This window comes from Pedococcus sp. P2_E5, from assembly GCF_056403895.1.
Map to the genome: position 1 here is coordinate 119127 of NZ_JBFUEP010000001.1, position 13890 is coordinate 133016.

The window sequence follows — 13890 nt, forward strand, 5'->3', positions numbered from 1 at the left end:
CCTGACAGGCTAGTCCGCGCTCATCAGTGCCGGCTTCTTCTCGAGGCCGGCGAGGCCGTTCCAGGCGAGGTTGACCAGGTGGGCCGCGACATCGGCCTTCTTCATCTTGCGCGAGTCCAGCCACCACTGGCCCGTCAGGGCGACCATGCCGACGAGCATCTGGGCATAGAGCGGAGCGGTCTTGGGGTCGAGCTTGCGACGCTTGAACTCGGCAGCGAGGATGTGCTCGACCTGGCTGGCGACGTCGGAGATGAGGCTGGCGAACGACCCGGTCGACTGTCCGGCGGGGCTGTCCCGCACCAGGATCCGGAAGCCGTCGGTGTTGCTCTCGATGTAGTCCAGCAGGGCGCCGGCGGCTCGCTCGAGCGTCTCGCGGCTGTTGAGCTCGGCGCTCAGGGCACCGGTGATGCCCCCCAGGAGTGCGGCGATCTCGCGGTCGACCACGACGGCGTAGAGACCCTCCTTGCCCCCGAAGTGTTCGTAGACGACCGGCTTGGACACGCTGGCCTTCGCGGCGATCTCCTCGACCGTCGTGCCCTCGAATCCCTTGTCCGCGAACAGTTTCCGACCGACCTGGATGAGCTGCTCACGGCGCTGCTTGCCGGTCATGCGGGCGCGGGAGCCGGGGGTGGTGGTCTTGTCGTGGGCGTCGGTCACGCGCCCCATCATGCCGCGTGCGTAGCGTGGTGGTCGTGAAGGCCAGTGCCCGGTATGCCGGGGGAGCGCGGCGGTGGGCGATGGCGGCTGCCGCCGTGGTCGCCTTGGTGCTGCTCGGCGTGGCCCTCGACCGAGGGCTCCAGGGCCGCGCCGAGACCGTCCCCACGCCTGCCCCGTCACCCTCTTCGCCGGTCCGGTCGGTGACCACGGCCGTGCCTGGCCTCGACATCCCCACGGCGCCACGGATCGTGGCCGACCACCTGACCTTCGGCCCGGTACGCAAGGCCGAGACCGCGGCATACGCGCAGCGGCACTATGGGACCCGCACCTGGCGGCTGGACCCGACGATGATCGTCCTGCACTACACGGAGAGTGACACCTATGCCTCGACCCGCTCGCTCTTCGAGGCCGACGCCCCCAACCGCGGCGAGCGCCCCGGAACCTGTGCCCACTACGTCGTCGACCAGGACGGCACCATCCACGAGCTGGTCCCGCCGACCGTGATCTGCCGGCACGCGGTGGGGCTCAACCACCTGGCCATCGGGGTCGAGTTCGTGCAGTCCTCGAGTGGTCACGACTCGCGCTGGGCGGTGCAGCAGGTGCTGCGCCGCCGGGCGCAGGTTGCCGCGGGCGTGGCCCTCGTCGAGGACCTGCAGCGACGGTTCCCGATTGCGGACGCGGACGTCATCGGGCATGCGATGGCCAACGACGCCAAGGGTTTTCGCGACCTCGAAGGCTGGCACAACGACCACAGCGACTGGCAGCAGCCGGAGGTCGACCGGTTCCGGGCGCTCCTGACGACGGCGCCCTGACTCGGGCGACGACCTCGGGCGAGGACCTCAGGCGAGGACTCAGGCGGCGAGGCGCCGGGCGTCGATGCGCTTGGCCACGGGCCACCTGACGTCGGTGGCCCAGCCGAACTTCTCGAACGCCCAGATGACCCGCGCGGTCGAGTCGACCTGACCCTTCTCGACCCCGTGGCGGGCGCAGGTCGGGTCGGCGTGGTGCAGGTTGTGCCAGGACTCGCCCATGGACAGGACCGCCAGCCACCAGACGTTGCCGGACCTGTCGCGGCTCTTGAACGGGCGCTCGCCGATGGTGTGGCAGATCGAGTTGATCGACCAGGTGACGTGGTGCAGCAGGGAGACCCGCACCAGCGAAGCCCAGAAGAACGCTGTGAGCGCCCCCTGCCAGCTCATCGACCACAGTCCGCCGACGACGGCAGGCAGCAGCATCGAGGCGGCGACGATCAGCGGGAACGCCCGGTCGACCTTCTGCAGGTCCGTGTCTGCCATCAGGTCGGGTGCGTACTTGCTGCGCGGAGTCTGCTCGACGTCGAACAGCCAGCCCGTGTGCGCCCACCACAGGCCCTTGGCCAGCGCCGGGATCGTCTCTCCGTAGCGCCAGGGGCTGTGCGGGTCACCGTCACGGTCGGAGAAGGCGTGGTGGCGGCGGTGGTCGGCAACCCACCGGACCACCGGTCCCTGGATGGCCATCGAGCCCGCGACCGCGAGGGCGACCTTCAGCCCGCGGCTGGCCTTGAACGAGCCGTGCGTGAAGTAGCGGTGGAAGCCCACGGTGATGCCGTGCCCCGCGACGGCATACATGACGACGGCGATCACGATGTCGTGCCAGCCGAGCCCCCAGCCCCAGGCGACGGGCACGGCTGCGACGAGTGCCAGGAACGGGATGCCGATGAACAGCGCCAGCGCGACCTGTTCGCCGCGGGCCTTCCGCTCGGGGGCCACGGCGGGGGTCTGGTCCCGCGTGGTCGTCGCGGGAGCGGGGGCGGGGGCGGGGGCGGGCGCTGGCGCGGTCGGCGCGGAAGAGTTGGGGGGCGTCATCGCAGGGGGAACCTTCCTTCGGTTCGTCGCCACGGAGGCATCAACAACGTACGAAACCGTAACCTACGGAACCGTAGGTTGTCACCGGTTGTCGACGGCGATGCCGAGGTATGCCGCGTGCTTGGCTACCCTTGGCGGGTCCCCGCAGGGGGCGTTCCCCGGTTGGTCTGCTGGTAGGGCCCGCCTGACTTTGAATCAGGACAAGCGACGTAGGTTCGATTCCTACCCGGGGAGCCCACCGTGCCGACCCACCGTGCAGGTCAGAGGCCTGAGGTCACGTCCTACGCACCCGGGTCCCAGGCGAAGAGCTGGTCGAAGACCCGTGGGTCACCGCCGAGCTCGAGCGACTCCGGCGGGATGCGGCCGTAGAAGAAGAGGACCAGCTCGCTGGCCGTGCCCCGCGCGGAGGCGTCCACCGTGTCCGGGGTGTCGCTGCCGGCGTCGGGGAGGCGGGCGATCCGCGCACCGTCGGCGGAGAGCCAGACGCGCCAGGAGGGGCCGTCGGTGACGTGGTAGTCGACCACGGCGGGCTCGTGCGGCCAGGCGGCGGTGGTGGCGCAGCAGGTGAACAGGAACTCCTCGACGCCGTCGAGCGCCACCTCGTCGGACAGCGGCTGTGCGGCATCCGCGGTGAGCTGGGCGTCGTAGGTGTGCACCGCCATCTGCTGCAGCTGGTGCCGGGCGACGGCACCGCTGGTCGGGGGTGACTGCGAGTCGCCCCACCACATCCAACAACCGCGATCCGGGCCGGCATCCTGCAGAGCCTCCACCAGCTGCTGTGTCGACGCGGACATCCAGGTGAGGAGGGCCTCGCGGTCACGAGGCGCCGGCCCGCCGTCTCCCGCGGACTTTCCGGCTGCGTCGGGCCCGGCTGCGACGGTGGCTGCCCACGCAAAACGCCCCTCGCCAAGGTGCTGCACCAGGTCGAAGAGCGTCCACTCCGGGCACGATGGCACCTGCACGTCCAGGCTGGGCGCGGCAGCGACCGCCGCACAGAAGGCGGTCGACCGCTCGTCGATCAGCGCCAGCAGGTCGGGGAACTCCAGCGAAGTGTGCACTGGAGGTGTCTACCACCCTGTCGGGCCAACCGGACAACGGTTTTCGGCAGGACGTGGACGCCGGTGGGTTGCTACTCGCGGCAGGACAGGTGGTCGACGCTCACGGTCACCGTCACCGTGCCGTTGGCGTTGGCGTTCGGGCGGGGGGTGTTGGCGGTTGCCGGCAGCGCGTGTCCCATTGATCACCTATGTCATCGCCCAATCGGGCGGACTTTGCACGAACCTGACCTGTTCTTGACCATTCCATTACCTCTGACGCCATGCTCGGCGGTGCAGGGGCGACGCAGGGTCCGCCCCGCGGACGAGGGGATCACACGATCATGTTCAGGAAGCTTGCGGCAGTAGCCGCACTCGGGGCCGGCATGCTGCTGGCCGCTGCGGGCTCGGCGTCCGCCTACACGCTTGACGCGTCCGGCGTGGGCTGGGTCGGCAAGGGCGAGGTCCAGAGCGCCTACGGCTGGAACAACAAGGCGATGCAGGACAACGTCGGAGGAGTCACCTTCGTCTACGACAGCGTCTCCACGTACGAGGTGGTGTGTGAGTTCGACACTCCCAGCGGAAACCACCACACCATCACCAACACCAAGACGACGGGCGTCCTGGCCACTCTCGGCAGCGATGCCCGCACCAACAGCAGCGGCAAGCAGGGCCCGATGACCGGCTGGTACCTGACCGGGTTCGGTACCGGGACGTGGAGCGGCCAGGCCGTGCCCGCCGTGGGCGCCGGCTGCCCCGGCAACAGTGGCCTCGGAGCCGTCACCTCCGTGACGCAGACCGGCGCGGGCGAGGGCGGCCTGTACGCGGTGTGGAACGGCCAGCGCCGACTGCTGACCCTGACGGTGGTCACCACGACCGTCTGACCACCGGCGCCGGGGACTCTTCGGATGCCTCCGCCCAGCACGCAACAGGAAGGACCCGACCCCAGGTCGGGTCCTTCCTGTTGCCGGGCCGAGGCGTCCACTCAGCTCGGAGGGGCTCAGTTCGCCATTGGACCTTCCGACCCTGAGCTCGTCGCACCGCCGACCCCGAGGGCAGGGCCGGACAACCGGGGCCACGTCAGGGTTGCACCCGATGGGCCGCAGGGCCGCCGTCAGCCACAGTGGAGTCGTCCGGGAGAGGCCCGGACGCCAACCGAAGGAAGTGCTCCACCCATGAACGACATCCACTCGAGCTTCGCCCAGCAGGGTCTCGTCCGACCGCGTGGCGAACGTGTCCTGGGCGGTGTGGCCTCCGGGCTCGGACGGCGCTTCGGCATCGCGCCGTGGCCGGCGAGGATCCTGTTCGTGCTGCTGCTCATGGTGATCCCCGGCAGCCAGATCCTCATCTACCCGATCCTGTGGATCCTCATGCCGTCCGAGGCCACCACCGTCGCCCGGTCGTACCAGGGGCCTGCTCCCACGGCCGCTCCCGCGTCCTGACCGGTCGCCCACTCGACTCGCCGGCTCAGGACCCCGTCGAGCCCGGCCCTGCCGCTCGACGCGCGTGAGCCAGGGCCGGCCCGGATCGAGCATCCGCACTAGGGCGCGGCGCCCTTGAACGCGACCACCTGCATGACGTAGTTCCCGAACTGGGGAGCCGTGGCTGCGTAGCTGCCTGCCGTCGCCACGACGCGGTCCTCCACGATGTCGAGGTCCGGTGAGGTGATGAGCCTTGACGTGTACCCGGCCCCGGCGCCGGTGAAGCCACCCGTGGTCGTCCCGGCGCCCACGAGGAGCACGTTGGTGGCAGTCGTCGCAAGGGTGCCGCTCGAGGCGGTGGTGCCGTTGCCCGAGGCGCCGGTGCTGCCGAGCAGAGGGCTCGTCGTGTCGATGCCGGAGTACTCCGCGACCCGCACGTCCACGTAGGCAGCGGCCCTGTCGAAGGTGACCGTCACCGTGTTCGAGCTGGCCGCCCTGATGTTCCGGGCGAAGTAGACGGCTTGGCTCGTGGCAGAGCCACGCCGGGTCGCGGCCGCGAGCTGGTAGGTGTTTCCTGCGCTGTCCGTGACCGCCGAGACGTTGGACACCAGGTCGTTCCAGCCGACGACCACGACGTTGAGGTCGCCTGCGGTCTGGGCCTGGGTGAGCGTCGTGGGAACCGTGGACTGTGCCGTCTGTGGTGTGGCTGCCGCGACCTGGCGGTAGCCGATCGGAGCGGCGCTCGTCATCACGGCATAGGTCGCGGTGTAGGGCGCGTCGTTGGGCGGCACCACGATCTCGTGACTCTGCGACCCTCCGTCGGACCACGAGGCGAAGCCGTAGGACTTGCCGTTGGCGGACTGGTCTCGCGCCTCGATCGTGTGGTGGAAGCCGACGAGGGCGTCGTGGACGAACGGAGTCGTCTTGGCGATCCCGTCGAGGTACAGGGTCAGCCCGGGGTCTGGCGCCGTGGAGAACGTCAGGTTGACCTTGGTCGGCCACACGTACACGGTCTTGGTGTCCGTCAGCCCGCTGGAGTTCGTCACCGTCAGGGTGATGCGGTAGCGGGTGTTGCCGCTGAAGTCGTGGCCCGAGCTCGGGATCGTGAAGCTGCCGTTCTTCACTCCGGTGATCGGGGTCCCCGGGTGGACGTGCCCCTCGTGCAGGAAGTCGATGTTCCACGTGTACGCGCTCGCAGGAAGGGTGCCGTCCACGGGGTCGGATGCCGCGCCGCTGTAGCTGATCACCTGGTCGGCGACGAAACGGTCACCGTCGGTGGGGGAGGTGATGGTGGCCGAGGGTGGGCTGCCCACCGCGATCGTGATGGGAACCGAGTTCGACGTGCTCACGCCGTCGGAGACCGTGAGCCGTGCCGTGTAGCTGCCGGCGGCGGTGTAGGTGTGGACAGGGTTGGCGGCGGTGGAGGTCAGGTTGTCGCCGAAGTCCCAGGAGTAGGTGAGTGGCTGGCCCTCAGGGTCCGAGGACCCGGCGCTGGAGAAGGTGACCTCGAGGGGGACCGCTCCCGAGGTGACGTTGGCGCTGGCGTTGACGACAGGTGGCTGGTTGGAGGTGACGTACCTGATCCTGCGGATCTTGCTCACCCCATAGGTGCCGCTGATGTCCGAGTAGCCCAGGTCGAGGTAGTAGAGGTTCTGGTCGGGCCCTTCGATGAGGTAGACGATGTCTCCGTAGGGCCCGTCAACGCTTCCGTCCGTCGGTTCGAAGTTCACGACACCGCTGACGTTGCCGCTGGTGTCGAAGGTCAGTCGCTTGATCCAGTTCTGGGTGTAGTCGGCGAAGAAGTAGCTGCCCTCGTAGCCGGCCGGAAAGGCGTTCCCGTGGTAGACGAAGCCACCCACGACCGCACTGTCACGCCCGTTGTGCGGCCAGGAGGTGATGGGGCTGGTGCACGGCGCCGGGCAGGTGCCCTCGTAGGTGGGCCACCCGTAGTTGGCCCCCCTGGCAATGACGTTGACCTCCTCCTTCGCCGTCGCGTAGTCGTTGCCGCCCACGTCGCCGACGAACATCCGACTGCTCGGGGCGTCGTAGAACGCGCGGAAGGGGTTGCGTAGCCCGTACGCCCAGATCGAGTCCCAGTGGGGGCCGGAGCCGTCGTAGAAGGGGTTGTCGGTCGGCACCGTTCCGTCGAGGTTGATCCGGTGCACCTTGCCCCGAGGGTTGGTGAGGTCCTGGGCGAGTCCGGCCTGGAAGTGCTCGCCAGTCGTGAAGTACAGCTTGCCGTCATTGCCGAAGACGATCGCACCCCCGTGGTGTTCGGCGTTGGCGTCCTGCGGGTCGTCATACAGCGGTAGCTCGCTCCCGGCGACGGTGCCGTCGAGGGCTGTGTTCGCGGTGAAGCGACTGAGCCGGTCGCGGTTGGGTGTCCCGCGCGTGTAGAAGACGTAGTAGTAGCGGTTGACGGAGAAGTTGGGGTCGAGGGCGAAGTCGTAGATGCCCTGTTGCACGCCCGCCGAACCGATGTTGCTGATCTGCAGGAATGGCGTCGCGCCCACGGTGAGGTAGGGCGAGGAGAGGACGCGGATGCTCCCGGCAAGTTCGGAGACGAGGAGCCGCCCGTCCGGGAGGAACTTCATGGCGGTGGGCAGGCTGAGCCCGGTCGCAAGCGTCTCGTTCTGGAACCTGTTGGTGTTGCTCACGTTGACGGTCACGGCGGCAGAGGTGGTGACGTTCCCCGCCGCGTCGCGGGCTCGGGCCGACACGGTGTGCGAACCGTTCGTCGCGGTTCGGGTGTCCCACGCGAGGGCGTACGGGGCCGCGGGGTCCTCGACCCCCGTGGGCGCACCGTCGACGAGGAACTGCACCCCCACCACGCCCACGTTGTCGGCTGCGTTGGCGGTGACGTTGACGATGTCGCTGACCGTGGCCCCCGAGGCGGGTGCTGTGAGCGACACGGTCGGTGGTGTGGGGTCGGTGGCCGGCGAAGAGCCCAGGGCCGTGCTCATGTCCGACTGCAGCTCGGTGGGCGAGAGCGCCCGCCCGTAGACGCGCACGTTGTCGAGGCGGCCGATGAAGTTGAAGCCGCCGCTGGGTCGCTGGCCGAGCAGCACAGGGTTGGCAGCGGTGTTCTGCTGGGTGGCGGACACGGTGCCGACCAGAGGGCCGTTGTCCAGGGTGCCGTTGACGTAGACGCTCATCGTCTGGGCAGAGCCGTCGTAGACACCCGTGACGTAGTACCAGGTGTTGGTCTGAAGGGGCGTCGTGCCGTAGCGCATCATGTCGCGTCCGGAGCTGTCGGTGAGCTTGAAGCCGACGACCCTGGGCCCGACGTCGATCGTGGTGTCCAGCTGGAACCCGATGCTCCCCCGTTTCGACACGATGACAGCGTCGTCGCCCGGCGCGCCCGTCGCGTAGATCCACGCGCTGGCCGTCATGCTGCCGCTGAGCTGGAGCGAGGAAGGCGCTCCAAGGCTCACGTTGTCGTTGACGCCGTCCAGCGACACCGCCTGTCCGAAGTGCCCGGTGGCCCAGGTCGCTCCGCCCAGCAGGGTGCCGGTGAGGCCGTTGGGGGAGGCGTCCGCCGTGGTCGTCCCCGACCCCTCGTCCAGGGCGTAGCCGGCCAGCAACCCGGCGGGTGTCGCGGGGTTGTTCACGGTCACCGTGACGGGTGTCGACGTGGTCAGGTGACTGGCTCCGTCCCTGGCTCGTGCGGCGAGCGCGTGGGTACCGTTCTGCACGGCCGTGGTGTCCCAGGCGAACGAGTAGGGGGCGGTGGTGTCCTCGAGACCCAGGTTCGCCCCGTCGAGCAGGAACTGCACCCCCAGCACTCCGGTGTCGTCAGAAGCAGACGCGGTCAGACTTGTCGTTCCGAGCACGGTGGCCCCACCCGCCGGTGCCGTCATGGAGACCGTGGGAGGTGTCCCGTCGGGTGGTGCGTTCTGCGTGGTCCCGTTGACCGGGGCGGACGGCGCGGACACGTTGCCGGCTCCGTCGATCGCCGCGACCGTGTACGAGTACGTCGTGGCAGGGAGGAGCCCGGTGTCCTGGTAGAGCGTGGTCCCCGGCGAGCCCACCTGGATGGCGTTGCGGTAGACGCGGTATCCAGCGACGGTGACGTTGTCCGACGAGGGGTTCCAGGACAGGTTCACCTGCGTCGAGGAGAAACCCGTGGCGCTGAGGCCTGTGGGCACCGTGGGTGGCGTGGTGTCCGTGGAGCCGGGGTCTGCCTTGAAAGCCGCCAGGTGCATCACCCAGGCGTTGTGGTTCTGCCTCGCGCTCGCACTGTAGGACCCGGTCGTCGTGACATTCCGGTCCTCGGTGCGGTTTCCGTACGCCGTCAGCCGGGTCGTGAATCCGGTGCCTGTGGCGTTGACCTGGGAGTCGGACGCGCCTGCCCCGAAGATCAGGTCGTTGGCGTTGGTCGTCGTGCGGGCGCCGCTGTCCATCGCGGTCGTGCTTCCGATGGCGGCCGCCGAGACGTCCAGCGGAGAGGTTCGGTCAATGCCCGAGTACTCGTGGACGTAGAGGACGCTCCATGAGGTCACCGCGCTGCTGAGGGTCAGCCTCACGGTGTTGGCCCCGGCGGCGACGTTCTTGGCGTAGAACACCTGTGAGCTCCAGCGCCCGCCGTTCCACGACGTCGGAGGTCCGACGGGGGCGTACGTGTTGGCGTTGGTGTCCGTGACCGTGGCCGTGGCGCCCGTGTCCCAGATGGCGTAGGCCACCACGAGGTCGCCCACGCGGTTGGCGGCGGTGAAGGCCACCGAGTTCGTGGTCCCGCTGGTCGCCTCGTTGGCCCGACCCTGGACGTATGCCGGCGTGGCTGGCGCGGCATGGGCCGCCTCGACGGGGAGCCAGCTCGCGAGCGACGTGGTGACCAGCACCATGGCGACGACGAGGCGTCCCCAGGCAGACGGGGTCGGATGGTGGGATCTGTGTGTCCCCATGGTGGCTACCCCTGCGTTACGGGTTCGAGGCGGGTGTTCGGCGCAGCGCACCGGAGGTGGGGCTATGCCTCACCGCTGCCCATCTTCGTATCTGGGGGGACTGGCCAGATCCGGCTTTTGACGTAGGCGACGTGTACGTGGCCGCGCGAGATGCCCCGGGGTGCTTCGCCCCCGGGGGCACCTCGCGTCGAGGGTGTGGCTAGGTCGTCGTGGACGACGACGGAGTGGTGGACGACGACGACGGGGTCGTCGAGGTGGTGGTGGTCGGCGTGCACCGGTAGTCGGACAGGTTGAAGTTGCCCGACCAGGTCACGGGGACCACGGCCGTGGCGTCGGTGACCTTCACCGCGGTCGCGAGGACGTAGTGAGCAGTGCCGCCGGTGACCTTGTCGAGAGGCACGGTGAACGTTCCCCCGGCGACCACCGAGATGCTTGCAGGTGCGGCTGAACCGATCTGGGTGATCACGAAGTGGGCGCCCACCAGCCCGCCAGGGCAGTCGGCGGCGTGGCCGGCGAGGTTGCCGACGTGGACGACCTTGGTGTCGACGGCCTGGGCGGTCGTCGTGGACAGGAAGCCCAGTCCGACAGCGGTGACGATGGCCAAGAGCACCGCCGGTACCCGCCATTTGAAGGAGATTGTTCTCATTACCCTTCCCTTCCTTGCTGTGGTCTTGGGCCTTCAGTGTCGTGGCCGGCCCAGAGCCAGTCTTCGCCCACTCGCGTTAGGGCCGCCTGCGTCTATTGCATGAGGCGCTCGAACGGTTTTCGGTCGAGCCGGCCGGACTCACCCGAATGTCGTAGAGCCCGCCCATCAACGGCGGGACGGCCCTCCCCGTCATCGATATGAACTACGTACCAAAGCGGCTGTATCTCGCGAATTTCCTTGCTGTGAAAGGGAAATGGCGACTACCGTCCTAGTCGGACCTCCGTGGGTCCGACCTGTCCGAGGGGGACACAATGCGTGTTGCAAACCACCGCTCTTTCGTCCGAACCGTCCGGGTCGCCGTCGTCATGATGGTGGCCGCAGTTGCCACCCTCGTGAGTGGCGCGGCCGACGGGATCGCAGCCGCATCGAGTGCGCCGAGCCAGGCGACCGAGCAGAGCCATGCTGCTGACTCCGGTGTGGAACACGCGCACACCGACCTCGCGGGCGTCTCGATGGACGAGCTCGAGCGCGGCGCCAACCCGGCGGTCGGGCTCCGGCCGAAGTCGGGTCCCGCCGCGCGCGAAGCCGCTGCCGCACTCGCGGCCGGACCCGAGGTGTCCGGCTCCTGGGGTCCGGTCGTCCCGGCTGCGGTGGTGCCGGTCTTCACTGCACTCCTGCCGAACGGCAAGGTCCTGATGTGGGACTCGGTCGGCGACAACGCCACCGAGTCGTACCCCGACCAGAGCTTCACCCGCGCGGCGGTCTGGGACCCGGCGACCGGCGTCTCGACCCGCATCGACGTCGAGGGGGCGAACATCTTCTGCGCCGGCTTCGTCCAGCTGTCCGATGGTCGGGTCTTCGTGGCGGGCGGGAACAAGGACCAGTCCCTCAACGGCATCAAGCTCACCCACATCTTCGACTGGGAGACCCTGTCGTGGACCCGCGGTCCTGACATGACCGGTGAGCGGTGGTACCCCTCGGTTGCCGCGCTCATGGACGGGCAGGCGCTGGTCGCCGCCGGCGGGCCCACTTTTGCGGAGATCCGTGGCGCGGACGGGTCGATCCGGACGTTGCCCGGGATCACCGACCCCTCGAGCCGGGTGTACCCGTTCCTGCAGAGCAGCCAGGACGGACGCGTGCTCCTGTCCGGCACGGCGAACGGCATACGCCGACTTGATGTGACCGGCGCAGGGTCCATGGAAGCCGCCGCCGCACGCGACGGCATCGACCGCAGCTACGGCAGCTATGCCAACTACGAGCCCGGCCTGACGCTGGTCTCCGGCGGTGGGTCTACCACCGTCAACGGCGCCGCGGTTCCCCACAGCTCCAACGTCATCGTCGACGTCCGAGGTGGCTCGATGGCCACGCGTGCAGCGGCACCGATGGCCAACCGCCGTCGGCAGCACAACCTCACCATCCTCGCCGACGGCTCCCTGCTGGCCACCGGTGGACAGTCCGTCACGGGTGACGGACTCATCAGCCTGGGCAACGCCGTCTACGCAGCCGAGCGGTACGTCCCGGCCACGGACTCGTGGAGCACGCTCTCGAGCGCTGCGGTGGTCCGCCAGTACCACTCGACCGCGATGCTGCTCCCCGACGGCAGGGTGATGACCGGTGGTGGCGGCATCTGCGGGTCGTGCCAGGCGCAGGGATACCTGCGCAAGGACATCGAGGTGTTCTCGCCGCCCTACCTGTTTGCCAAGGATGGCAGCGGAGCCCTGGCCCCCCGACCGGTCGTCGCGTCGGCGCCCACCCAGATCACCCTGGACCAGTCCTTCCAGGTGACATCACCAGATGCGGCCCGCGTCGCCAAGGTCGGCCTGATCCGACTCGGTGCACCGACCCACTCCGAGGACCAGGGGCAGCGCTACCTGCCGTTGTCGTTCACCCGGGCGGGTGACGTCCTGACCCTCGCCGCTCCGCCCAACCCGGCCGAGGCGCCGCCCGGCTACTACATGCTGTTCGTGGTCGACATCGACGGCGTGCCGGCCGTGGCTCCGATCCTGTCCGCGGTGGCTCCGGCCCCGGGCAGCTTCCAGGGCGCGGGCATCCGCAGCGGCAGCCCGGCAGCCATCATCTACACCGGCCTCAACGGCAGCGGCGTCGCGCAGCAGCTCGAGCCCGGCACCTGGCGCGCGACTCGCGGGAGTCTGGCCCAGGTCGGCCACGACCAGGCGAGTTCCATCGACATCGCCCGGGGGTGGAGCGCCACCGTCTGCGCCGATGACGCCATGACCACCTGCACCACCCTGCTCCCGGGTGCGCCGACGTCCCTGCCCGCCGGCTTCGACAACGCGATCAGCGCCGTGCGCCTCCAGCCCTTCAACGGCGAGACCGAGCCTCCGACCGTCGCCGTGACGTCTCCCGCCGCCGGGGCCACGGTGGCTGGCGCCGTGACCGTTGCCGCGTCGGCGGCCGACAACGTCGGGGTGCAGTCGGTGCAGTTCCTCCTCGACGGCGCTGCCTTCGGCGCTCCTGACACCGCGGCGCCGTACGAGACGGTGTGGAACACCACGACGGCTGCCAACGGGCAGCACACCCTCGCCGCGACCGCCCGTGACACTGCCGGCAACTCCACCACCGCGGCGAACGTCGCAGTGCAGGTACAGAACTCAGCGCCGGCACCGGCCGGGCTGGTGGGTGCGTGGGGGTTCAACGCGGGCAGCGGCACGACCGCGGCGGACTCGTCCGGACAAGGGAACAACGGTGTGGTCAACGGAGCCACCTGGACCACGGGCGGACGGTACGGCGGGGGCCTGGTGTTCGACGGCGTCAACGACCGTGTGGACGTGGCGAACACCGCGAGCCTCGCCCTGAGCGGCGGCATGACGATCGAGGCCTGGGTCAACCCGACGACCACGACGGGCTGGCGCTCGGTCGTCGTCAAGGAGCGGCCGAAGGGACGCGCCTACTCGCTGTACGCGAGCAACGCCGCGAGTCGTCCCAGCTCTTACCTGCGGCTCAAGTCGGATGTCTCCATCGCGGGTCCCAGCGCCCTCCCCATCGGCGTCTGGAGCCACCTGGTCACCACGTTCGACGGCACCACCCATCGCCTCTACGTCAACGGCACGCAGGTGGCGGCCGTCGCCAGCTCAGGCAAGCTGAGCCAGTCGGGTCAGCCTCTGAGGTTCGGCGGCAACACCGTCTTCAGCGAGTGGTTCAGCGGCACGCTGGACGAGATCCGGATCTACAACCGGGCCCTGACCCCGGCCGAGATCGGCGGCGACATGACCAGGCCCTTGCCCTGACCCAGTGGCGTCGACCCTCCTGCGGCGCGGTTCCGGGTCGCGGGAGGGAGCCGGGCGGCGGTGGCCGGCGTGTGGGTGGCTGTGGCGTGAAGGAGTGGCGGATCACCGGCGGGTAGCATGACGCCGTCCCGTCGCA

The 13890-nt window shown here is 69.3% G+C and carries 9 protein-coding genes and 1 tRNA gene; 5 read left to right on the top strand and 5 right to left on the bottom strand.

Annotation, left to right across the window (positions count from 1 at the left end; translation table 11 throughout):
* Window positions 1–9 precede the first annotated feature (9 nt).
* On the bottom strand, window positions 10–609 hold the full coding sequence (locus AC1DVZ_RS00540; protein WP_477616277.1) for a TetR/AcrR family transcriptional regulator: 600 nt from the start codon (window positions 607–609) through the stop codon (window positions 10–12).
* An 83-nt stretch (window positions 610–692) separates the two neighbouring features.
* Here AC1DVZ_RS00540 and AC1DVZ_RS00545 point away from each other — a divergent pair, with 83 nt between their 5' ends.
* Window positions 693–1469 carry an N-acetylmuramoyl-L-alanine amidase gene (locus AC1DVZ_RS00545; protein WP_477616229.1) on the top strand — a complete coding sequence of 259 codons (777 nt, stop codon included), beginning with the start codon at window positions 693–695 and terminating at the stop codon, window positions 1467–1469.
* Window positions 1470–1508: 39 nt separating this feature from the next.
* On the opposite strand, the gene AC1DVZ_RS00550 is transcribed toward AC1DVZ_RS00545, so the two are convergent.
* Complete coding sequence (locus AC1DVZ_RS00550) at window positions 1509–2501, bottom strand: acyl-CoA desaturase (protein WP_477616230.1); 993 nt, start codon at window positions 2499–2501, stop codon at window positions 1509–1511.
* A 155-nt stretch (window positions 2502–2656) separates the two neighbouring features.
* Here AC1DVZ_RS00550 and AC1DVZ_RS00555 point away from each other — a divergent pair.
* A tRNA-Gln gene (locus AC1DVZ_RS00555) sits at window positions 2657–2735 on the top strand.
* A 47-nt stretch (window positions 2736–2782) separates the two neighbouring features.
* Here AC1DVZ_RS00555 and AC1DVZ_RS00560 read toward each other — a convergent pair.
* Window positions 2783–3559 carry a maleylpyruvate isomerase N-terminal domain-containing protein gene (locus tag AC1DVZ_RS00560; protein ID WP_477616231.1) on the bottom strand — a complete coding sequence of 259 codons (777 nt, stop codon included), beginning with the start codon at window positions 3557–3559 and terminating at the stop codon, window positions 2783–2785.
* A gap of 320 nt (window positions 3560–3879) precedes the next feature.
* Here AC1DVZ_RS00560 and AC1DVZ_RS00565 point away from each other — a divergent pair, with 320 nt between their 5' ends.
* On the top strand, window positions 3880–4419 hold the full coding sequence (locus AC1DVZ_RS00565; RefSeq protein WP_477616232.1) for a hypothetical protein: 540 nt from the start codon (window positions 3880–3882) through the stop codon (window positions 4417–4419).
* Between the two features lie 291 nt (window positions 4420–4710).
* Entirely contained in the window at window positions 4711–4977 is a 267-nt protein-coding gene (locus AC1DVZ_RS00570; protein WP_477616233.1) for a PspC domain-containing protein, read from the top strand.
* A gap of 98 nt (window positions 4978–5075) precedes the next feature.
* On the opposite strand, the gene AC1DVZ_RS00575 is transcribed toward AC1DVZ_RS00570, so the two are convergent.
* Together AC1DVZ_RS00575 and AC1DVZ_RS00580 are read right to left on the bottom strand one after the other, a co-directional pair.
* The gene (locus AC1DVZ_RS00575; RefSeq protein WP_477616234.1) at window positions 5076–9860 is read right to left on the bottom strand and encodes a PQQ-dependent sugar dehydrogenase; all 4785 of its coding nucleotides are present in this window, start codon (window positions 9858–9860) and stop codon (window positions 5076–5078) included.
* Window positions 9861–10059: 199 nt separating this feature from the next.
* Entirely contained in the window at window positions 10060–10506 is a 447-nt protein-coding gene (locus AC1DVZ_RS00580) for a hypothetical protein (protein ID WP_477616235.1), read from the bottom strand.
* A gap of 311 nt (window positions 10507–10817) precedes the next feature.
* On the opposite strand from AC1DVZ_RS00580, the gene AC1DVZ_RS00585 reads away from it, so the two are divergent.
* Window positions 10818–13754 carry a LamG-like jellyroll fold domain-containing protein gene (locus AC1DVZ_RS00585; protein WP_477616236.1) on the top strand — a complete coding sequence of 979 codons (2937 nt, stop codon included), beginning with the start codon at window positions 10818–10820 and terminating at the stop codon, window positions 13752–13754.
* The last annotated feature ends 136 nt before the right edge of the window (window positions 13755–13890 follow it).